Origin of the sequence: Pseudobdellovibrio exovorus JSS, from assembly GCF_000348725.1 — a bacterium.
GTDB lineage: Bacteria > Bdellovibrionota > Bdellovibrionia > Bdellovibrionales > Bdellovibrionaceae > Pseudobdellovibrio > Pseudobdellovibrio exovorus.
Genome location: NC_020813.1, coordinates 1,834,579 through 1,855,646, shown reverse-complemented (window position 1 = coordinate 1,855,646; position 21,068 = coordinate 1,834,579). Strand labels below are relative to the sequence as shown.

Annotated in this window: 17 protein-coding genes; 7 read left to right on the top strand and 10 right to left on the bottom strand. The window is 42.7% G+C overall.

All coding sequences use genetic code 11. The annotated features are described in order from the left end of the window. Position 1 precedes the first annotated feature (1 nt). Positions 2 to 550, bottom strand: coding sequence for an LOG family protein (locus tag A11Q_RS09155; protein ID WP_015470526.1), 549 nt, complete (start codon positions 548 to 550; stop codon positions 2 to 4). Positions 551 to 633: 83 nt separating this feature from the next. Here A11Q_RS09155 and hutU point away from each other — a divergent pair, with 83 nt between their 5' ends. Beyond that, entirely contained in the window at positions 634 to 2,316 is a 1,683-nt protein-coding gene (gene hutU, locus A11Q_RS09150; RefSeq protein ID WP_015470525.1) for a urocanate hydratase, read from the top strand. A gap of 4 nt (positions 2,317 to 2,320) precedes the next feature. Here hutU and A11Q_RS09145 read toward each other — a convergent pair whose 3' ends face one another. The 4 genes from A11Q_RS09145 to A11Q_RS09130 all read right to left on the bottom strand — a co-directional run bounded on the left by A11Q_RS09145 (position 2,321) and on the right by A11Q_RS09130 (position 9,634). Then, positions 2,321 to 3,991 carry an NAD(P)-binding protein gene (locus A11Q_RS09145; RefSeq protein WP_083860509.1) on the bottom strand — a complete coding sequence of 557 codons (1,671 nt, stop codon included), beginning with the start codon at positions 3,989 to 3,991 and terminating at the stop codon, positions 2,321 to 2,323. 125 nt (positions 3,992 to 4,116) lie between these two features. After that, entirely contained in the window at positions 4,117 to 5,532 is a 1,416-nt protein-coding gene (gene lpdA, locus A11Q_RS09140) for a dihydrolipoyl dehydrogenase (RefSeq protein WP_015470523.1), read from the bottom strand. A gap of 77 nt (positions 5,533 to 5,609) precedes the next feature. Next, a complete protein-coding gene (gene odhB / locus A11Q_RS09135) occupies positions 5,610 to 6,881 on the bottom strand; it encodes a 2-oxoglutarate dehydrogenase complex dihydrolipoyllysine-residue succinyltransferase (protein ID WP_015470522.1) in 1,272 nt (423 codons plus the stop codon). 23 nt (positions 6,882 to 6,904) lie between these two features. Further along, positions 6,905 to 9,634: a 2-oxoglutarate dehydrogenase E1 component gene (locus A11Q_RS09130; protein ID WP_275401416.1), complete on the bottom strand. Its 2,730-nt coding sequence runs from the start codon at positions 9,632 to 9,634 to the stop codon at positions 6,905 to 6,907. Positions 9,635 to 9,735: 101 nt separating this feature from the next. Here A11Q_RS09130 and gpmA point away from each other — a divergent pair, with 101 nt between their 5' ends. The 4 genes from gpmA (at position 9,736) to A11Q_RS13880 (ending at position 12,437) form a co-directional block, all read left to right on the top strand. Then, complete coding sequence (gpmA, locus tag A11Q_RS09125; protein WP_015470520.1) at positions 9,736 to 10,485, top strand: 2,3-diphosphoglycerate-dependent phosphoglycerate mutase; 750 nt, start codon at positions 9,736 to 9,738, stop codon at positions 10,483 to 10,485. 9 nt (positions 10,486 to 10,494) lie between these two features. Further along, complete coding sequence (gene hutI, locus A11Q_RS09120; RefSeq protein WP_148284977.1) at positions 10,495 to 11,697, top strand: imidazolonepropionase; 1,203 nt, start codon at positions 10,495 to 10,497, stop codon at positions 11,695 to 11,697. Between the two features lie 112 nt (positions 11,698 to 11,809). After that, on the top strand, positions 11,810 to 12,223 hold the full coding sequence (locus A11Q_RS09115; RefSeq protein ID WP_015470518.1) for a hypothetical protein: 414 nt from the start codon (positions 11,810 to 11,812) through the stop codon (positions 12,221 to 12,223). Between the two features lie 70 nt (positions 12,224 to 12,293). Continuing rightward, positions 12,294 to 12,437, top strand: a complete 144-nt coding sequence (locus A11Q_RS13880) for a hypothetical protein (protein WP_158320367.1) — start codon at positions 12,294 to 12,296, stop codon at positions 12,435 to 12,437. A 30-nt stretch (positions 12,438 to 12,467) separates the two neighbouring features. Here the strand turns inward: A11Q_RS13880 and A11Q_RS09105 are convergent, their stop codons facing one another. Next, positions 12,468 to 13,238 carry a lysophospholipid acyltransferase family protein gene (locus tag A11Q_RS09105; RefSeq protein ID WP_015470516.1) on the bottom strand — a complete coding sequence of 257 codons (771 nt, stop codon included), beginning with the start codon at positions 13,236 to 13,238 and terminating at the stop codon, positions 12,468 to 12,470. A gap of 71 nt (positions 13,239 to 13,309) precedes the next feature. Here A11Q_RS09105 and glpK point away from each other — a divergent pair, with 71 nt between their 5' ends. Beyond that, positions 13,310 to 14,812: a glycerol kinase GlpK gene (gene glpK, locus A11Q_RS09100; protein WP_015470515.1), complete on the top strand. Its 1,503-nt coding sequence runs from the start codon at positions 13,310 to 13,312 to the stop codon at positions 14,810 to 14,812. Between the two features lie 95 nt (positions 14,813 to 14,907). Here glpK and A11Q_RS09095 read toward each other — a convergent pair whose 3' ends face one another. The 3 genes from A11Q_RS09095 to A11Q_RS09085 all read right to left on the bottom strand — a co-directional run bounded on the left by A11Q_RS09095 (position 14,908) and on the right by A11Q_RS09085 (position 17,307). Further along, on the bottom strand, positions 14,908 to 15,630 hold the full coding sequence (locus tag A11Q_RS09095) for a hypothetical protein (RefSeq protein WP_015470514.1): 723 nt from the start codon (positions 15,628 to 15,630) through the stop codon (positions 14,908 to 14,910). A gap of 19 nt (positions 15,631 to 15,649) precedes the next feature. Then, positions 15,650 to 16,678 (bottom strand): hypothetical protein, encoded by a 1,029-nt coding sequence (locus tag A11Q_RS13600; protein WP_015470513.1) that lies wholly within the window; start codon positions 16,676 to 16,678, stop codon positions 15,650 to 15,652. Positions 16,679 to 16,938: 260 nt separating this feature from the next. Continuing rightward, positions 16,939 to 17,307, bottom strand: a complete 369-nt coding sequence (locus A11Q_RS09085; RefSeq protein ID WP_015470512.1) for a Crp/Fnr family transcriptional regulator — start codon at positions 17,305 to 17,307, stop codon at positions 16,939 to 16,941. A gap of 306 nt (positions 17,308 to 17,613) precedes the next feature. On the opposite strand from A11Q_RS09085, the gene A11Q_RS13595 reads away from it, so the two are divergent. Continuing rightward, a complete protein-coding gene (locus A11Q_RS13595) occupies positions 17,614 to 19,965 on the top strand; it encodes a lytic transglycosylase domain-containing protein (protein WP_015470511.1) in 2,352 nt (783 codons plus the stop codon). Position 19,966: 1 nt separating this feature from the next. Here the strand turns inward: A11Q_RS13595 and ychF are convergent, their stop codons facing one another. Then, the gene (gene ychF / locus A11Q_RS09075) at positions 19,967 to 21,067 is read right to left on the bottom strand and encodes a redox-regulated ATPase YchF (protein ID WP_015470510.1); all 1,101 of its coding nucleotides are present in this window, start codon (positions 21,065 to 21,067) and stop codon (positions 19,967 to 19,969) included. Position 21,068 lies beyond the last annotated feature (1 nt).

Below are 21,068 nucleotides of genomic sequence, written 5' to 3'. Positions count from 1 at the left end.
ATTATCCCAGAATTTTTCTAACATCCTCTTGCGTATTTAAAACGCGCAAGAGGCCTTTGTGTTCAGCACGGATAAATCCCTCATTATGAGAATGCTCAAGATACTGAAGCAAATGATCGTAGAATCCAAACTCATTTAAAAGATAAATTGGTTTCGAGTGTAACTTAAGCTGTGACCATGTGAGGATTTCGAACATCTCGTCCAGAGTACCCATTCCACCCGGTAGAACTAAAAAAGCATCAGATAAATCATACATCATGCGTTTACGATCATGCATAGTTTCCACGATGTGAAGCTTGCTGACTTTGTAATGGGCTCTTTCTTTTTCAAGTAGGCAATTGGGAATAATACCAATGACCTCTTGGTTTTTTTCAAGGACAGCATTGGCAATTTCACCCATAACACCCACTGTAGCGCCGCCATAGACAAGGCCGACACCATGTTCAGCAATCAAGCGTCCCACAGATTGGGCTTGTTGAAGATATCGGGGAGAATTGCCATTTGCTGAACCGCAAAATACACAGAGTCGTTTTATTGGGGTATTTGTCATAGGTTAATTCTAGCCTTAAACGCCTCTTCTTGCTATGGTTTTTGGGTTACAAAAAATGCTCATTTTTTAAAAAGAGAGGTTCTATGTCTCAGCCATCATCGCCATCAGCATCTACATCACAGAAACGCGTGATTAAAGCTCCTACAGGCACACAGCTTAATTGCAAAGGCTGGTTGCAAGAGGCGGCCTATCGTATGATTCAGAATAACCTTGATCCGGCTGTTGCTGAAAACCCAGATCAATTAGTTGTGTATGGTGGCATTGGAAAAGCAGCTCGTAACTGGGAATGTTATGACAAGATTTTAGAGTCATTAAAACAATTAGAAAATGATGAAACTCTTTTGGTGCAATCAGGAAAACCTATCGGCGTTTTAAAAACCCATGCTGATGCTCCACGTGTTTTGCTAGCCAACTCGAATCTTGTTCCTAAGTGGGCGACGTGGGAACACTTTCACGAACTCGATCAAAAAGGTCTTATGATGTATGGTCAGATGACTGCGGGCTCATGGATTTACATTGGAACACAGGGGATCATTCAAGGAACTTACGAAACGTTTGCTGAAATCGGACGCCAGCACTTCGGCGGTAGCTTAGAAGGAAAAATCATCTTAACTGCTGGTTTGGGCGGAATGGGTGGAGCTCAGCCCCTGGCGGGAGTCTTTGCTGGAGCCACAGTTTTAGCGGTAGAAGTTGATCCTGCCAGTATTGAAAAGCGTTTAAAAACAAAATATGTCGATGAGTCGGTAACGAGCATTGATGAAGCCATTGCTAAAGTTAGACAGTATGCGGACAATAAAGAGGCGAAATCAGTGGCCTTACTAGGTAACATGGCCACGGTGATTCATGAATTGATTGCTAAAGGATTTACTCCGGACATTTTAACAGATCAGACTTCAGCCCATGATCCATTAGTAGGCTACATTCCAGAAGGTTATACAGTAGAAACGGCGGCAGAGTTTAGAGCGCGCGATCAAAAAGCATATCTGGATGCAGCTTATAAAGCCATGGCAAAACACGTTGAAGGTATGTTGGCGATGAAAGCTAAAGGGGCCATCACGTTTGATTATGGAAACAATTTGCGTGCTCGTGCGTTTGATTACGGCGTGAAAAATGCTTTTGATTATCCGGGATTTGTTCCGGCATACATTCGCCCACTTTTTTGTAAAGGCAGTGGGCCATTCCGCTGGGTAGCGCTTTCTGGTGATCCGAATGATATCAAAGTCACGGATGAGGCGATCAAAGAATTATTCCCACACAAAAAAGATTTAATTCGCTGGATGAATATGGCTGCCGAGCGTATTCAGTTCCAAGGGCTTCCAGCGCGTATTTGTTGGTTAGAATACGGTGAGCGTGAAAAAGCGGGCTTGTTACTAAATCAATTAGTGAAAGAGGGGAAAGTGAAAGCTCCAATCGTTATTGGTCGTGATCACTTAGACTGTGGTTCTGTTGCGAGTCCTAATCGTGAAACCGAAGCGATGAAAGATGGATCTGATGCGGTCAGTGACTGGCCGATGCTCAGCGCGATGGCGTTAGTGGCCTCGGGATCTACTTGGGTTTCCTTACATCATGGCGGAGGCGTCGGGATGGGATATTCTCAGCACTCAGGACAAGTGATTGTGGCTGATGGAACTGACGCCGCCGCAGCTCGTTTGAAACGTGTATTAACCACGGATCCGGCAATGGGAGTCTTCCGTCATCTAGACGCAGGATACGAGTTAGCCCGTGAAGTGGCTAACTCGCGTGAAGTCAAAAGCTGTTGGTTGTAATTAATTAGGACTGAGAATTTAAAATTGCATCAGTCCATGTTTTAGCTTCAGCAAAACATGTTTCAAATGCAGGGTTTGCCCAGTTGTCCTGATTGACGAAATAGATTTTATCGTCAACAGGTTGACTGATTCTTTCTGGTAAACCACGTGCGATCCACGACTTCTGCGACAGAGGAACCGAGTGTCCCCAGCGAGTTAAGCGGATGCCCGCAACATTGCTATTGTTCAAACCAAGACTTGGTAACAAGTGAGCCACATCATCTAAAACTTGCTTGCGATGTTTATCGTGCGCTACTGGATTAAATAAGAACTGGCGAGCTCCATCGAATGGAAGCGGGCGATAGATCGTCAAAATCGACGAATCACCTTCATCATGGGCAGCCCAGTCAGCAAAGATCATATCAATCGCTGTGCGATCCCAAGGTTGAAGTGGGCGTGGCGCTTCAGGCACAGTGCCTTTTAAGTTAAATAGATCGTAACCTGGTGACGAGATTTTCGTGTTCAATAAGATGTTAGCCACGATATAGCCACGATGAGTAACATCAGACATCGCTTTTAATTGATCTTCTGGGAGTCCTTCTGTCACACGTTTGGATACGTATTTCGGACAAGCTTGGATACATTTATCACAAGTCACTTGCACCAATTGACCTTCCGCATTTTCGTAAAGCACGGAAACTTTGCCGTTATCTAAAACTTTCACTCGCATTACAAATGCGCCAGATTGAATTTGTGAGTTCGCATTAGTTTGTAATTTACTGTAAATCGTCGATGTGATTTTACTATTTCCACCTGGTAGAGCCAAGATTCCTGTTAACTCACTGGCGATGAAATTCAAGAACTGCGCAGCTGAGATTTCTTCCATACTGCCAGAGAACGACGACCATGCATACAGTTGGAAGAACTCTTTAATATGAGGATGAACTTGGGGACCTAGATTTTCATTTAACCACTGCTCAAACGAGATACTATCTAAAGCATTCAACTCATCACGAGTCATCTGTGAGTCTTCTGTCGCTGGAATATCAGGGTATTTGTTCTCTAGAATATCGGTTAAGATTTCATTGAGCTTTTCAAATTGTGCTTTGGCAGCAGGATCAGTAGATGAATCCCAGAAGCCATTCACAACTTTATTTTTAAAGAAGACGGCCACTTCCGAAGCTTCTTCATGGCGGAATTGCTCAGTGAGGCCTGTTTCGTTAAAGAAAGTTTCGATGTCATCGCCCTCGTCTGGCACTACGACATAGGCGGCTCCGACAGAATAGGCTTTATTCTGGTAAACCTCACCACGAGAGTTACCGCCCAGAACGTTGTCTTGTTCAAGTAGAAGGGACTCTTGTTCTTTTGTTAAAAAGTATTGGCTTAATAGACCCGACATCCCACCGCCAACAACGATGTTGCGATAGTGTGCCGATATGGCGGGAAGACCGCCTTTTTTCGCAATATAACCATCAATATTCCACAGAATATCATGTGGGCGATCAATATTATCGCCATTAAAATCGCGACTTGAAAAATCAAAGCTGCTGAGACCACTTAAAACCTGCAATGGATCTGCAGATTGAAAGTCTGATTTTTTTAGAGTTAAAGGGTTAAGTAAAGGAAAGCCAAGACTTGTTAAAGGAGCTACCGCCCATAGGCTCGCACCCATTTTAATAAATGATCTTCTTTTCATGGCAGCAGTTGTACAACGAGCCGTAAAAATACTCTAATTGAATGTGTAAACAGGGGTTTGAGAGGGGTACCTGAGGTAAAAATTTCACAGGTACCCTAGACAGATTAAAATATCAGGCCGTTTAATTAGCCTTGGCGTTGGCGTTTATCTACGGCTAAAGCCGCTTCGCGAATCACTTCCGTCATCGTTGGATGAGAATGGAAGCTGCGAGCAAGATCTTCACTCGATCCACCGAACTCCATGGCTACGACGATTTCGCCAAGTAGTTCTGAAGCTCCTGCCCCTACGATATGTCCACCGATAATGCGGTCTGTGCGCTTATCAGCTACGATTTTAACGAATCCGTCAGTAGCACCACGAGCTTTTGCACGTCCGTTAGCTGCGAATGGGAATTTACCCACATTCACTTCAATACCAGCCTTTTTTGCATCTGCTTCTGTCATACCCACAGAGGCCACTTCGGGATGAGTGTAAATAACTGAAGGAACTGTATTGTAGTTCACGTGGCCGTGTCCAGTCGCGATAATTTCGGCTACAGCTACACCTTCTTCTTCTGCTTTGTGAGCTAACATAGGACCGAATGTAACGTCGCCTACAGCGTAGATATTCGGTGTTGCTGTTCTGTAGTTCTTATCGATTTTCACACGACCACGTTCGTCTTTTTCAACCTGAACACTTTCAAGACCTAACCCATCTGTGAAAGGTTTGCGTCCAGTAGAGACCAGAACCACATCGCCTTGAATTGAGCTTTTGCTATTATCCTTTAGTGATTCGTAATCCAGTTCTACACGTCCACCAATCGAACGAGATGCTGTCACTTTTGCAGAGGTAATAAAGTTAACACCTAATTTCTTAAGTGAACGAGTTAACACCGTGATGCAATCTTGATCCATCATGCTGCAAACCTGTTCTGAGTATTCGATAACAGTAACTTTTGAACCTAAGCGAGCCCATACAGAGCCCATTTCTAATCCAATTACACCGCCACCAATCACAAGCATTTCTTTGGGAATATAATCCAAAGCTAAAGCGCCAGTAGAAGACAAGATCGTTTTTTCGTCGAATTTCAGGAATGGTAACTCTACAGGAACAGAGCCTGTTGCGATCATAATGTTTTTAGTTTGAATTTGTTTTTTACCACCATCTTTATCGGTTACTTCGATAGTGTTAGCGTTTAAAATCTTACCGGTACCTTTGATGCCTGTGATCTTATTCTTTTTGAACAAAAATTCGATACCATTCGTCAGGTCGCCAACGATTTTGTTTTTACGCGCCATCATTTTAGCTAAATCAAGTTTCACCGAATCAATGACAATCCCGTGATTAGAAAAATCGTGTTGAGCTTCGTGATAGAACTCTGAACTCTGTAAGAGGGCCTTTGACGGAATACAGCCGACGTTCAAACAAGTTCCACCATAAGTAGCGTCTTTTTCGATAACAGCTGTTTTAAGTCCTAATTGAGCTGCACGGATGGCCCCTGTGTAACCACCGGGACCTGCACCAATAATTACAAGATCAAAGTTTTCTTCTACGTTTCCCATGTTGTGTGCCTCCACTTAGCCAGATTTGCCAAACTTCGCCAAAATCAGATTTGCCAAAGTATCTCGATATATAAAAATTAAACTTCTAGTAACAGTCTTTCTGGATCTTCAACGCCTTCTTTGATCTTAACTAAGAAGCCTACAGCTTCTTTACCATCAATAATACGATGGTCATAAGATAAAGCGACGTACATCATTGGACGAATTTCCACTTTGCCGTTGATCGCAACAGGGCGGTCTTCGATTTTATGTAATCCTAAGATCGCACTTTGTGGAGGATTCAAGATCGGTGTTGAAAGAAGTGAACCGAACACGCCACCATTAGTGATCGAGAAAGTTCCACCGCTTAAATCATCCGGAGTGATTTTGCCATCACGGCCCTTAGTCGCTAAGTTACGAATAGCTAACTCGATGCCGGAAATAGTGTATTGATCCGCATCTTTGATGTTAGGAACCATAAGACCACGCTCAGTCGATACCGCGATTCCGATGTTGTAATAGTTGTGGTATTCGATCTCTTGTCCGTCAATCCAAGCATTCACTGCAGGGAAAGCTTTTAAGGCCTCAATAACGGCTTTAACAAAGAAACCATTAAAACCTAAGTTAACACCATATTTTTCTTTGAATTGATCTTTGTACTTACCACGAAGATCGATCACTTTGCTCATGTCGATTTCGTTGAAAGTTGTTAAGATAGCAGCGTTGTGTTGAGCTTGAACTAATCTTTCCGCGATACGTTTACGGATGTTCGTCATCGGAACGCGTTTGATATCACCTTGTTTCGATGGGCCTTGAAGAATCGGAGCTGCCGGAGCTTTTGCCGCTGCTGGTTTTGCTGCCGCCGCAGGAGCTTCCGCTTTAGCTGGAGCTGCACTTGCGCCAGCCACATCCGCTTTTGTTAAGCGTCCGCCAAGACCTGTTCCCGTTACGGAAGAAGGATCAATACCTTTTTCATTTACAATTCTTTGAACAGCAGGGGATTGATGAGCTTGTAATTCGGGATGAGTTTTACGATCGCCACCAGCGTCCGAAGCTGGAGCTGCCTGCGCGCTTTCAGTTTTAGCTGCAGGAGCTGCGTCTGTTTTGGCCGCAGCAGGTTGAGCCGCCGGCTGAGCATCAGTATCGATATAACCAACTGTCGCGCCGATTTGTACGGTATCACCTGCGTTTGCTGTTGTCGTCAGGACTCCATCCTTTTCAGCGACAACTTCAACAGAGGCTTTATCCGTATCTAAAAGCAAAATGACATCATTCATTTTTACAAATTCACCAGTTTTCTTTTCCCAGCTTCCGATAACGGCTTCAGTAACAGATTCACCAACGGCAGGAACTTTAACTTCTAATTTCATTTTCGACAGTCCTTCTTTATTAATTAAACTTTAAAAACATCTTCGATGATTTGTTGTTGTTCTACTTTATGACGATAAATTGAACCCGTAGCCGGAGACGATCTTTCGCCGCGTCCAACATAAGTGATATTCAATTTAGAGTTCAGCTTTTCAAGTACTTCAACAAATTTGAAGTAAACAAATTGGAACGAGCCCATGTTGCGTGGCTCTTCCTGTGCCCACACTAATTTCTTAGCATTTGGATATAGACCCAAAACTTCAGCTACTTTGTCCGCAGGGAATGGAGCAATTTGTTCCAGACGAACAAGTGCAGTTTTCTGATCACGACTCTTTTCGCGCTCTTCTAAAAGTTCGTAATAGAGCTTACCTGAAACAAAAACGACTTTTTCGATCTTCTTAGCATCTGATACAAAAGTATCGGCGATCACTTCTTGGAATGAGCCTTTGGCCATTTCATCAATCATACTTGTCGCGCGTGGGTGGCGAAGTAATGATTTCGGAGACATCACAATAAGTGGTTTTCTGAAATCACGTTTCGTTTGGCGACGTAATGCATGGAAGATCTGCGCTGGAGTCGTCAAGTTAGCCACTTGGATATTGTTTTGCGCTGCCAATTGCAGGAAGCGTTCTAGACGAGCCGACGAGTGCTCAGGGCCCTGTCCTTCGTAGCCATGAGGCAATAACAGAACTAAACCGCTCATTTGTTGCCATTTAGATTCACCAGCGGCAATGAACTGGTCAATCATGATTTGGGCTCCGTTGCCGAAGTCGCCAAACTGAGCTTCCCACATAGTTAAGAAGCTTGGGTCCCAAATAGAATTTCCGTATTCAAAACCCATAACGGCATATTCAGAAAGAATAGAGTCGTAAACGCAGAAGTTAGTTTTTTCTGAGTTCAATTGTTTTAGTGGGAAGTACACTTCGCCTGTTTTCGTATCATAGAAGCCTGAGTGACGATGAACGAACGTTCCACGCACACAGTCTTGTCCCGTCAAGCGAACGGAAGTGCCTTCGTTGATCAAAGAACCATAAGCTAAAAGTTCCGCCATACCCCAATCTACAGCTTCAGTTCCGTTAGCCATCGCTTTGCGGTTTTCAACAAGCTTATTGAGTTTTGGATGTAGGTTGAAATTTTCTGGAACAGAAGCGATCAATTGACCGACTTTTTTCAAAGCGGCAAGGTCTACAGATGTGTCGACAGGTTTAACCATGTCAGCCGCGTTCCCTTTTTTAAGACCTTTCCATGCTCCTTCAAATTTAAATGTTTTAAGTTTCGGAGGATTAGCCTTAGCTGTTTCGTAAATTTGTTGAAGTTCATTCATTCTGTTGCTCAGGAGACTGTCGGCAAAAGCTTGGTCGCAGGCTCCAGATTGAATCAACTGTTTTGAATAGATCTCGCGTAACGTTGGATGTTTGCGGATGATGTCGTACATCAATGGTTGCGTGTAAGCTGGCTCGTCACCTTCGTTATGACCAAAGCGGCGGTAGCAGATCATGTTGATGACGATGTCGCGTTTCCACTCTTGACGATAGCGAATGGCAATATCTACGGCGCGAATACAAGATTCGACATCATCACCATTACAGTGAATAACCGGAATTGCTAAAACTTTTGCTACGTCGGAAGAGTAGTGAGCTGAACGACCATTTTCTGGATTAGTGGTAAAGCCGACTTGATTGTCGATCACGATGTGAACAGTTCCACCCACATTGTATCCACGGACATGGGCCATTTGGAAAACTTCCATCACGATGCCTTGGCCAGCAAAAGCGGCGTCACCGTGAATAAGAACAGGCACGACGCGATTACGATCTTTAGTGTCTTTGCGACGGCGTTGTGAAGCGCGAGCCATACCTAGAACAACTGGGTTAACAGCCTCTAAGTGTGAAGGATTGAAAGCTAGGTGAGCTTCAACGTCTCCGGCTTTAGTTTTTTTAACTTTGCTGTAGCCTAAATGGTATTTTACGTCGCCATCGAAATCTTCGATCGGAGCTTCGACTTCTGTTGGGCCATTGAAGTCAGCAAACATCTGCGCCACATCTTTTTGCATGTAGTTCGCTAAAACGTTTACGCGTCCACGGTGAGCCATACCTAAAATAACTTCTTCAACTTTAAGTTCAGCGCCTTTTGATGTTAAGCGATCTAACATAGGCAGGACAGCGTCAGCTCCTTCTACAGAAAAGCGCTTAGTTCCCACATAGCGAGTGTGAATAAATTTTTCTAAAGATTCCGCTTGAGTCACTGAAGTAAGGATTTCTTTCTTCTCTTCATTCGTCAGCTTGAAGTTTGTTGGATTTTGTTCGAACTCACGGATAAACCAGTCGCGCACATCTGGAAGAGCTTCTGCGCATTGAACTGTAAGCTTGCCGCAATATACAGACTTCAAGTGAGCGATGATTTCTTTCAGAGTTGCATTTGGTTTTCCAATAATAGAAGCAATTTGAAATTGAGTGTTAAGATCAGATTCAGTTAGGTTGAAAGTTTTTAAACTCAAAAGTTCACTTGGAGCCACCGAGTTTGTTAAAGGATCAAGGTCGGCTTCGTAGTGACCATAGTTGCGATAGGCGCTGATCAGATGATAGACGTTGAGTTCTTTTTCCGAGAACCCAAGAGAACCATCTTTGGCAAATTCAACGCCTTCAAAAAAACGTTTCCATTCCAGCTCGACAGAATCTGGAGATGTTTTGAATTGGTTATAAAGTGACTCTAGATATTCAAGATTCATGTGATTCATTGTGCTTTGACCTCTAATGTTTTTAGCCCCATAATTCTCTCATAAAAATGGTGCGAGATAAAACAAAAAGAAGCCTTTGAAAGTCTTCTGAAAAACCGCACTAACGTAGGAGTTTTAGAGTGTACACACTAGTGGTTGTTCGTCATGGCGAGTCTGTTTGGAACAAAGAAAATCGTTTTACTGGATGGAAGGATGTGGATTTGTCTGAAAAGGGTGTTTTGGAAGCCCAAAAAGCAGGCAAAGCTTTAAAGGAAAAGGGGTTTGAGTTTAATATGGCTTACACCAGCCGTCTGACTCGAGCCATCAAAACTCTGAATTACATCTTAGAAGAAATGAAACTGCACTGGCTTCCGGTTTCAAAAGAATGGCGCTTAAATGAACGTCATTATGGCGGGCTACAAGGTTTAAATAAAGCCGAGACTGCTGAAAAACATGGTGAAGAGCAGGTTAAAATTTGGCGTCGAAGTTTTGATACTCCTCCGCCAGCGATGGAGGTTTCAAATCCTGAACATCCTTCACATGATCCTCGTTACCAAGATGTAAAACCCAATGAACTTCCAAGCGGGGAATCCTTAAAAGAGACTGTGGCGCGATTTTTACCTCTGTGGAATGATAAAATTTCTGCTGATATCAAGTCAGGCAAAAAAATTCTAATTGCGGCCCACGGCAATTCGTTGCGCGCTCTTGTTATGCACTTAGAAGGGCTGTCTCAAGCTGAAATTATGGAAGTGAATATGCCAACAGGGATTCCGTTGGTTTATCAATTAGATAAAGACTTCAAAGTTATAGGAAAAGAGTTCTTAGGCAGCGCCGAAGAAGTAGCCGCAGCTATGGCTCATGTCGCCGCACAGGGAAAAAAGAAAGATTAAAAAGCTCAGATGTCAGCGCTTACACTCTTCAGAAATTTTAGATTAGCTCATTCTGATTTTACTGATCAGCAGAACAAGATGGCGATGTTGGTCCAGCAGGGGAAAATTATCTGGATAGGCCCACAAGGAAAACTGCGCGGGCAGCTAGGCAAAAAAACAACAGTGAAAGCGGAACACGATTTGAAAAACCAATTGGTTTTTCCGTCGTTTATTGAATGTCATACCCACACTATTTTTGCTGGTTCCCGCGCCGCTGAATTTGAAATGCGTAATCAAGGAGTGAGCTACCTCGAGATCGCTCAAAAAGGCGGGGGGATTCTGTCGACGATGAAAGCGACGCGCAAATCCACCGCGTCCGATTTGCTGAAAAGCACTCAAAAAAGAGTCGACACTTTTCTAAAGCAGGGTGTTTCTACTCTTGAAATAAAGTCTGGCTATGCTTTAGATCTGAAAAATGAAATCAAGGTTTTAGAGGTCCTCCCAAAACTAAAAGGTCCTCGTATTGTGGGCACATTCTTAGGGGCCCATGCTCGTCCACCAGAGTTTGAAACTAATTTGCAGTACATTGAATATGTCTGTGAAAAAGTTTTGCCGAAAATTCGTAAGAAAAACCTAGCTCAGCGTGTGGATATCTTTATAGAGAATAAATTTTTCGAAAAAGAAGAATCACAGATCTATTTAAAGAAAGCTCAAGACCTTGGTTTTCAAATCACGGTTCATGCGAATCAACTGTCATTATCGGCCGGAGCTGATCTGGCTTTAGATTTTCAAGCGCTCTCTGCGGATCATGTGATTCACTTGGATGATCGATTGATTCGTAAGTTTGCTGCTTCTAAGACGACGGCGGTTCTTTTACCAATGGCTGATCTTTACATGAAGTGTCCCTATCCTCCTGCGCGCAAGTTGATTGAGGCCGGAGCGCAGGTCGCTTTAGCCACGGATTATAACCCTGGAAGCTGTCCTTCGCAGGATTTAGCTTTGGTGGGTTTGTTAGCGCGACTGGAAATGAAGATGAGCCTACCGGAAGTGTTTCAGGCCTACACGCACGGAGCCGCCTGCGCGTTGGGTATCGAGCATGAAGAGGGACGTTTAGAAGTCGGCAAATATGCTAACTTTATTTGCACTGAGGCTGATTTGTCGGATTTCTTTTACTCGGCGGGGATGACTCCTGATCATCAGATGTTCATTCGTGGAAAATGCTTGAAGATCTAATAGTTACGACTGTTTTGATGCGATGCGCAGGAAAATTTAAGATTCTTAAATTTTTACTTGTGAAACAGGTGAAAGCTTTTCTAGGCTAAGGGCAACAAGGATGTAACACAACATGGCAGCAACGTATTCCTCATTTATGACAACAAGATTTTACAGCCCCGTTTTCAATACTGCACTGTTCGATGGCCCTCTTCGTATTTACTTCTCTCAAAGTTATGAATCTGCAGCACTTAAAGTGTATCACTTGATGCAGACTCAGCATTTAGATTTGTGGAATGAACTCAAAGCAACTTCAGCAAAATCTAAAGAGCATGTTTTCTTAATGATGTACCCAGAGAAAAAAGATCTTCAGATGGTTTTCTCTGAAAAAGCAGCTTCAATTCACGCTCAGGATTGGGAAGAAGGGTTGGCGATTGGATTCTGCCAGCCTCAAACTGAAACTGAATTTGGTGCACAAATGGATCACATTGTAAAAGCTATTTCGGCTTGGGTTGGAAAAGCTAAAACACATGAAGCCTCTTTATAAAAATAAAAAAGGTCAGATTCTAGTTGAATACTTACTCTTGCTTACAATAGCAGTGGGGTGTGCAACACTCATGACGAAAACTTTGGTTTCGCGTAGTGAAGAAAGTCCCGGAATTATTATCAAAGCATGGGACAGTCTTTTAAAGTCATTAGCGAATGACCTTCCTGACTGCGCAGAACAGGAAAGCTTTTCTACAGCCAACTGTCCTGAATAGATAAATAAACTTTAAAATTTTCACATAAAATCAAAAGAAGCCGCTGCCACGATTTTTAATTTCGCGGTTTATCTTCTTCTGCATATCTTCCTGAATTTCACTTGAGATATCATGACAGAGTTCGCGGTCCGTGACTTTTTCGGCATCGAAAGGCAATTGCACTGGTTTCAAAAAAACAATCTTCCACTTAGCAGGCAAAGGGATAACATTCAGGGGTAGTGGCAAGACTAAGCCGCGTAAAAACTTAGTGAATTTTAATTGCTGTAAGTTGATATGTGTTTCTTCAGCCCCCAAAACAATAGTGGGAACTATTTTGGCATTTGTCGTCATTGCCATACGGACAAAGCCGCGTTTGAATTCTTGCAGTTGATAGCGTTTACTTGTGGGCTTGAAGTTTCCGTGCTCACCTTCGGGGAATAGCACGATAAGATTGTTTCTTTTTAAAAGTGAAACTCCATTTTCATACGTCGCTTCGATAAAACCCATTTTCTGTGCGGGTAGAGCCGTAGTTTTAGTTAAAAACCAAAGGTGATGAGTCAAAACACGGGGGATACGTTTTGTATTCTGTTGTAAGATATAAGAAAGCACCATGGCATCAAAACCAGAAAATCCTGAGTGATTAGGTGCGATGATAACAGGCCCTTTCTCAGGGATGTTTTCTAGTCCTTCGATTTCAAGACGAAAGTACTTTTTCATGATTTCCATAACAAGACGTGGAAATACTTTGTAAAGTAGTGCATCAGAGCTGAGCTCTTTTAAGTTGAAAACTTTTTCGTTGGGTTTTTTTAAAAAGTTGATCATGATGTTGTTTAAAAGCTTAACACTAATCTTAGAGTTAAATCATCTAGACCATCAAAGAGAATGGAACAAATATGACTAAAAATTCTAAAAAATTCATTATGTCGATAGATCAAGGGACTACAGGGTCTACAGTTATTCTGGTTGATCAAGTCGGAAGTCTTGTTGCGAAGGCAACAATTGATTATCGTCAAATTTATCCACATGCAGGATGGGTTGAGCACAATCCAGAAGATATCTGGCAATCGGTTGAAAATGCAGCCTTTGCTTGTATGAAGCAGGCGCAAGCTTCTGCGGATGAAATCCTAACTATTGGAATTACCAACCAACGTGAAACAGTGGTGGCCTTTCGTAAATCAACGGGTGAGCCTCTGTACAATGCTATCGTATGGCAGTGTCGTCGTACGTCTAAAATGTGTGATCAGCTCCGTAAGAAGTGGTCTGCAAAAATTAAAAATAAAACAGGTTTGGTTTTAGATCCTTATTTTTCGGCGACCAAGATGCGTTGGTTAATTGAAAATGTGCCAGCGGTAAGACAGGCCCAAAAAGAAGGGGATTTGGCTTTTGGTAATATCGACACGTATTTGATGTGGAAATTATCAGACAAAAAAATCTTTGCGACCGATGTCAGTAATGCCTCGCGTACGATGTTAATGAATTTGAAAACGACATCCTGGGATGCTGAGTTGATGAAATTATTTAAAGTTTCTGTCGATTGCTTACCCGAGATCAAATCGTCTTCGGGGCTTTTTGGTTATACGGCAAAACAGAAGTTTATCAAAGAGGGGACACCGATTACAGGTGTTGCTGGCGATCAGCAGGCCGCACTTTTTGGACAGACGTGTTTTTCTGAAGGTGAAAGCAAATGCACGTTTGGAACGGGAAGTTTTATTTTAATGAATACAGGCCATAAAGCCCTGAAGTCGAAAGCTGGCTGTCTGACGACGGTGGCATGGCGTTTAGGCAATGGTAAAACTCAGTACGCTCTAGAGGGTGGCGCCTTTATTTGTGGTGCTGCCGTTGGATGGTTGCGTGATGGTTTAGGCCTAATCGAAAAAAGCTCGGATGTGGAAGTGCTCGCACAGCAGGTCGAGAGCGCAGATGGAGTCGAATTTGTACCGGCTTTAACAGGCTTGGGTGCGCCTTATTGGAACGCAGAAGCACGTGGTGAGATCACAGGTCTTACGCGCGGAAGCACGCGCGCTCACATCGCAAGGGCGACTTTAGAGGCTATGGCTCTGCAAAACGCTGATATCTTGCTAGCTATGCAGAAAGATCTGAAAAAGAAAATGAAGCGCCTACGTGTGGACGGAGGAGCCTCTATGAATAATCTTTTGATGCAGCTTCAGTCCGATTACATCCAAACCGCTGTTGATCGTCCTGTACAAGTCGAGACCACAGCCATTGGGGCTGCGTACTTAGCGGGGTTAGGTATTGGGCATTGGAAAAATTTAGACGAGATCCGCAAGATCTGGAAAAAGGATTCAGAGTTCCGTCCGCAACAGAATGCACGGATGGTGGCGAAAAGACGAGTCTCATGGACGAAAGCGATTAAAAAGTCTCAGATAACAAAATAGAATTAAAATAGCGTTAAAATAGAAAAAGGCCAGTGCTGCTGGCCTTTTTTATTGAGTCGAATGGACCCAAAGAATTATTTAAATCAGATGTAGGCTTATTCTTCTGTGCCAGCGTTTTCGCTAGCGCCTTCGTCCGCAGCACCTTCTTCACCACCTAGGATGATATGTGTTGCAAACTCAAAAGGTTTTTGTACAAGGCCAAGAACAGAACGTCTTTCGCCGTAATCAGTTCTTAAGTCTTCTAGGACACCATATTTTTCAACTTTAATGGAAGCCAATTCAACAAGACCGAATGTCTCGCCTAAGTCCGAAGGAGACTTAAAGCGTAACTCATCAATTTTTTGAGATAGCGCCGATTGAGCCTGAGGCTGAGATGCTTTACTTAAAGATTTCATCGCATCATAAAGTTGGATAGAGGAAACAACTTCATCCATATTTGTATTTGTTGTTTCTTTTACGACTTTAAGGATTTTGATGTGTCTTTCTAAAACGACGATAGCGATAACACCATCTTTCAGTTGTTCAGACAAGGCCGCTGCTTTAGAAGCAGTTGTAATCTTTTTTGTTACTTCTTCTACTTTTCCGCTTAATTTAACTTGTTTCAAAGAAGCATTTAATTGGCTTAGATCTTTTTCGCTACCAGAGTAGAACACAGTTTTACTTTGTCCTGTGATCTCGGATAGCTCTTTTAATTCCATCACTTTACCAGCAATGGCTTTGTCCATCGTGCTAGGTCGCTCTGTTGGTTTGTTACAGCTCGTCATAGTTACGGCAACTGTGCTTAAACCTAAAACTAGAAATAATACGTGCTTCTTCATATCGCTCAATCCTTTATTCTTAAATGCTTAGAGTAAGACCTACAGAGTAAGTTGATGATGTGTCATCAAAAAACTTCAAGTTACTTTCATAAGTTTGTGCTTTGTACATAGAGTTACTGTTGGTGTGAGTAAAGTTAACACCCACAACATCATTGATGTCGTAACCTAAACTTTGAAAGTGCAAGAACGAGTTTCTTACGATGCCGCTAACTGAGTAGTTAGAATCAAATTGGAAGCGCGTTGAAAGTGATAATTGATCCGTAAAGTTATAACCGATGTTGTAACGTTGACGAATACGGTAAGCGGTATTCGGATTACCATCTAGGCGAGTATCGTAGTCAGTGAAGTTGCGATTGTAGGAAACGCTTGTGCTTAGTCTCCAGTTATCCCAGCCCAATGTTTTTGTATTTACTGATAATGAAAGAGCCGCACCGATATTGTACATCAAACCCACGTTGTTTTTTGAGTTATCTGTCATCGGTAAGATTAAGCTCATAGAAGGGCCTAAGTTGAAGTAGTCATTTAATTTCCAAGCTTTACGGCTGAAGCCAAACGCTGGATCAATGAAACCCGCACTATTTTTTGAATCAGCTAAATCCTGTACGTATGTGAAACTCACATTGGCACTGTAGTCGCTGTATTTCATTGAAGGCATCAACGTAAAATCTTGCTCTTGCGAACGAGATCCATCGTCTTGCTGTTTTGCTTGTAAAGTATAGTTCGTATCGAACATAAGCCCAAAAGAAACAGAAGGTTTTTCTTCCGCCTTAGCTGCAGGAGCTTTTGTTGTGCTGGTTGCGGCTTTTTGAGCTGCGGCAGCAGGCTTAGCTACAGAGGCACTGCTCGTAGGAGCTGCCGTCGCTGTTTTGGCTGCCGGTGCACTTGGAGCTGCTGCTTGCGCTTGGGGAGCCGCAACAGTGCTTTGAGGTGCTGTAGGGGCAGCGGCTTGCGCCGGTCTGACCATACGGACAGTTGGGGTGCCGGCGGCGTGTGCGCCAACACAGATCAAACTTAATAATGGAACCGAAATCCACAGATTCTTTTTCATGCAAAGCCCTCTTTGATAAACGAATTCGATTTACATGTATTCAATTCGCGTGCCTTGCGTAGATACGATATATTTAATCTGATGTGTACAACATTGATACACTGGGGCCAAACTATGTAAAATAGATAAGGTAGAATCAATAAATTAGTCAGTCTGTGGAGTCATTCCGTAACCAAGCTTTGACCGGTATCGACTAGATTGGTCGCTCTAGTAATAAATCGGCCCCTTATCGGAGCCCTGAGAAGATCCTATATAATAGGTTATTGGGATTTAAGGTCTTTTAAATTGCTATTCATCTGTTTCAGGCGTTTAGAGAACGAACGCAACATAGACGAGGCCCAAAGGGGGAGGTCATTCAGCATGGTTTCGTACCCTTCGGCCGAAACCTTCATCACTTTCACATCCGTCAGGGCTTGAGCGCTGGCTGTGCGGGCTCCTTGGCTGATCAGCGCGAACTCTCCAAAAGTTTCCCCATCAGACAGACGTGCGACTTCTATCTTTTTTCCAGTTTTATCTTTTACAAAAATAGAGACACTTCCAGATTCAATAATAAAAAAATGGGTTTCAATATCACCTTCGAAGAAAATAAAGTCTCCGGCTTTGAATGTCTCTTTGCTTATCTTATTCATATATTATTCCTTTTGAAGATAAGTTTAAAACTCAACTTATTTAAGCATGCACATTTAATCATGCACAGGTTTTAGAAAATTCACACGGATAATTTTACTGAGACTTTGGTCTGTGTGATGTGTTTGCTCCACGTGATTACTACCACTGGCCAGTCTTACTACGTACCAATTTTGTCTTCTGATTTTCCTTCTTAGGAAGATCTGTAAGCGCTGCAAGACTGACATACTAAAATAGTTTTGTTCTTTGATTTTACTAGAGGATCAGAGTTAACATAACAGAGGTTCAAAGCAAAGGTATTGAAATTGATGAAAACGAAAACACTCCGCTTCAGAACAGTTCTTACTTGCATCACGGCTTTCTTGCTTAGCAGTACGGCGTTGGCTAATCATCTTGAAGACTATTTCAAATATAGATCTGAAGGAAAAAAGGTAAGTGCGCGCACCAGCCTGAATAAATGGAATCCTAAAAGTTTTGAAGAGCAATCCTATAAAAAATATTTCATGGCTATGAATGAAAATTCAACGGCGATGTTTTGGCAGCTTTACCAAGAGTTGGCTAAAAGTAAAAAGATGCTGAAGCTTCAGCATGACTCTTTAAAAAAAATTCTAGAAATTGACGTCGAATCTAAAGCGGATACGACAGCGGGATTGCCAGAGTTTCCTCGTATTGCGAAGTCCATGTTGGCGAACTTGCGAGCTCAGCCCGAAGGCTTTGAATATGAACTTCTGTATTTGAAGTGGATTCTAAAAAATAAAAACTTAAAAGAACTCTGTCAGACAGAAAGACAGCGTTGGTTATCGCAGCCAACATTGGCTTTAAGTGAAGTGATTTTAGGCCTTGAAACTTGCGAAATGACATTTCGAGACTTTACTTACAGAACACGCATGTTAATTTTTGCTGGTGAAGAGGGGAAAGCACAAAGCGAAGTTAATGAGTTCATCAACTTACGAAAACTGAGCGGCTGGGAAAAAGCTTTCGTACAGGCAGTATTTTACACAAATGTTGGTGATCCCACTTCGGCTTTTGAAACTCTAAGCCCTTATGCGGATGATTTGAAAAACTTCGATGAGTACTACGCGAACTTTTTTTACATTGCGATTCGAGCTGGAGAGTTGAAAAAAGCAGAAGAAGTCGTGAATAACATTATATCTTCTGCTGGAAATGATCGTCGCCGCCGCGAGTACACCTATCAGAAAGCATTTTTGTTTTATCAAACACGTCGCTATAAAGAGGCTTCCAAAATTTTAACAACGTTGATCAACACGCATGCGTCGCATAAGCGTAAAAATAAAACACGCGAATATGATGATCTGACATGGTTAAGAGCGTGGTGCTATTACTTAGATAAAGATGCTCCTAAGGCGAAAGAAGCGCTGTTAGCCAATCAAAAGTGGGCGCGAGACAAAGCTCGTAACTTGTATTGGTTAGCTCAAGCCGAATGGAATATGGACAATCGCGTGCAGGCGGTAGAGTACTTTAAACAGTTGGCTCAGCCTGTGCGTGATGGACGATTTTTTAGCTATTACAATTATTTAGCGTGGCTTCGTTATGAGTCCTATAAAGATTTCGCTACATCAGAGCTATTACAAGCTCACATTGGCAATATGCGTGCAGGGCGTGGGTTCTTTGTTTTGCCTGATGGAAACTCATCATGGATGATGCTTCAAGATTACGATGCCTTCTTTGGTGATCTCGGCTCTACAGACGAGGGCAGTATTCAAATAGCCAATGAAGAAGATCTAGGTGAGGATGATAAAAAGACAAAAGGTTTAACCGTCTACACCTCAAAAGAATTACAAAATGAAATGTCATGGGCCGACGATTTAATTAAGTGGGGTTATCGTGACCTTGCAAAGTGGCATTTGTTCGAAGTCGAAAAAACACTTTCAGGTAGTCCTCTGACAAATAAAATCCAAGCCGAGCCATTGATTCGCTATTATTTAGATAAAGAGTTTTATAACCGCGCTTTAGCTCTTTCAAACGGAGTGAATCCTCCATCAGGTAAAAGGTTAGACTTGAAAGAGGACAATCTTCTGTGGACATCGCTGTATCCGAAGGCCTATGTCAAAGATGTCGAAAAAGAGGGTGGCAAGCGTGATATTTCACCTTATTTAATTTGGTCGATCATGAAAGCCGAAACGCAGTACAAGTACGATGCGATTTCTCCGGTGGGTGCAGTGGGTTTAATGCAGTTTATGCCGTACACATCACAAAAAGTGGCGATCATGTTGAAAGAGGACCACAAAGTTGGTGATCTTTTTGAGCCTCCGACTGCTGTTAAGTACGGAGCTATGTATTTAAGAAAACTTTCGGATGAGCTGGGGAATCAGTATCCACTTATGGCTGCTGCCTATAATGGTGGTCCACATCGTGTGAAGTTGTGGTTACGCAACTTCAAAGAAAAAGATGGCACGAATACGGATTACGACGTTTTCATTGAGCACATTCCATTTAATGAAACACGCGCGTACGTTAAAAGAGTAATGAGCTATTATTTGACATACACGAAGCTGTACGATGACAAATTAGATTTTGCGTCGACGAAATGGCTCATTGAAAAGAATCCATTTAAACTACGCGAGCCGATCGTCCTTAAAGAAGAATGGCCTTTTGATAAAGACCGCGAAGTTGCTTCTAAAGAAAAATCAGCAGAATAAATTAAACGTTGAATTTAAAGAATAGAATATCACCGTCTTTGACGGTGTAGTCTTTCCCTTCAGAGCGGTATTTACCAGCAACTTTAACTGCCGCTTCCGACTTTAAAGTGAATAAATCTTCACAGTGATAAGCCTCAGCGCGGATGAACCCTTTTTCGAAGTCGGTGTGGATCACACCAGCAGCTTGTGGAGCTTTCATACCGATTTTGATGGTCCATGCGCGCACTTCTTTTTCACCAGCAGTGAAGTAAGTTGCAAGACCTAAAAGCGCGTAGGCTTCACGAATCAGACGATTTAAGCCTGGCTCTGTGGCTCCCATACTAGATAAGAACTCTGTTCTTTCTTCTGGTGGTAACTGAGCAATTTCTGCTTCCATAGCCGAGCAAATCAAAATAGTTTTATTGTTTTCTTCAGCCGCACGTTTTTCAACAGCGCGAACCCAGTCATTTCCGCCAGCTGCAAAGTCTGTATCTGAAACGTTGCAAGCATAAAGAACTGGTTTGCTCGTCAATAAATGCAATTCGCGTGCATAAGGAGCTTCTAAGTCATTCAGAACAACAGAACGAGCGGGTTTTCCTTGTGCTAAAGCTTGATGAAGACGTTGAGTCACGTCTAAATCCATTTTTACTTTAGGATCAGCAGAGGTCTTCGCCGCTTTTTCAATACGTTTTAATTTTTTATCAACAGTTTCGTAATCGGCTAACATCAACTCTGTGTTGATCACATCCATATCGCGTAATGGATCAACGCTACCAGATACGTGAATAACATTTGGATCATCAAAACAACGAACCACGTGCACGATAGCATCTGTCTGTTTGATATGTCCTAAGAATTGATTTCCTAAGCCTTCACCTTGGCTGGCACCTTTTACGATACCTGCGATGTCCACGAACTCCATTGTTGTCGGAACAACGCTTTGAGGTTTTACGAAGCCCGTGATTTTATCTAGGCGCGGATCAGGTACAGTTACAATGCCTACGTTTGGATCGATAGTGCAGAAGGGGTAGTTCGCTGCCTCAGCCTTAGCTGATGTTAAAGCATTGAATAATGTTGATTTTCCCACGTTCGGAAGCCCGACGATTCCCACTTGTAAAGCCATA

Coding starts and splice junctions, on each gene's coding strand:
- A11Q_RS09155 (WP_015470526.1), bottom strand. CDS start 550: ATGACAAATACCCCAATAAAACGACTCTGTGTATTTTGCGGTTCAGCA.
- hutU (WP_015470525.1), top strand. CDS start 634: ATGTCTCAGCCATCATCGCCATCAGCATCTACATCACAGAAACGCGTG.
- A11Q_RS09145 (WP_083860509.1), bottom strand. CDS start 3,991: ATGAAAAGAAGATCATTTATTAAAATGGGTGCGAGCCTATGGGCGGTA.
- lpdA (WP_015470523.1), bottom strand. CDS start 5,532: ATGGGAAACGTAGAAGAAAACTTTGATCTTGTAATTATTGGTGCAGGT.
- odhB (WP_015470522.1), bottom strand. CDS start 6,881: ATGAAATTAGAAGTTAAAGTTCCTGCCGTTGGTGAATCTGTTACTGAA.
- hutI (WP_148284977.1), top strand. CDS start 10,495: ATGTCAGCGCTTACACTCTTCAGAAATTTTAGATTAGCTCATTCTGAT.
- A11Q_RS09115 (WP_015470518.1), top strand. CDS start 11,810: ATGGCAGCAACGTATTCCTCATTTATGACAACAAGATTTTACAGCCCC.
- A11Q_RS13880 (WP_158320367.1), top strand. CDS start 12,294: ATGACGAAAACTTTGGTTTCGCGTAGTGAAGAAAGTCCCGGAATTATT.
- A11Q_RS09105 (WP_015470516.1), bottom strand. CDS start 13,238: ATGATCAACTTTTTAAAAAAACCCAACGAAAAAGTTTTCAACTTAAAA.
- glpK (WP_015470515.1), top strand. CDS start 13,310: ATGACTAAAAATTCTAAAAAATTCATTATGTCGATAGATCAAGGGACT.
- A11Q_RS09095 (WP_015470514.1), bottom strand. CDS start 15,630: ATGAAGAAGCACGTATTATTTCTAGTTTTAGGTTTAAGCACAGTTGCC.
- A11Q_RS13600 (WP_015470513.1), bottom strand. CDS start 16,678: ATGAAAAAGAATCTGTGGATTTCGGTTCCATTATTAAGTTTGATCTGT.
- A11Q_RS09085 (WP_015470512.1), bottom strand. CDS start 17,307: ATGAATAAGATAAGCAAAGAGACATTCAAAGCCGGAGACTTTATTTTC.
- A11Q_RS13595 (WP_015470511.1), top strand. CDS start 17,614: ATGAAAACGAAAACACTCCGCTTCAGAACAGTTCTTACTTGCATCACG.
- ychF (WP_015470510.1), bottom strand. CDS start 21,067: ATGGCTTTACAAGTGGGAATCGTCGGGCTTCCGAACGTGGGAAAATCA.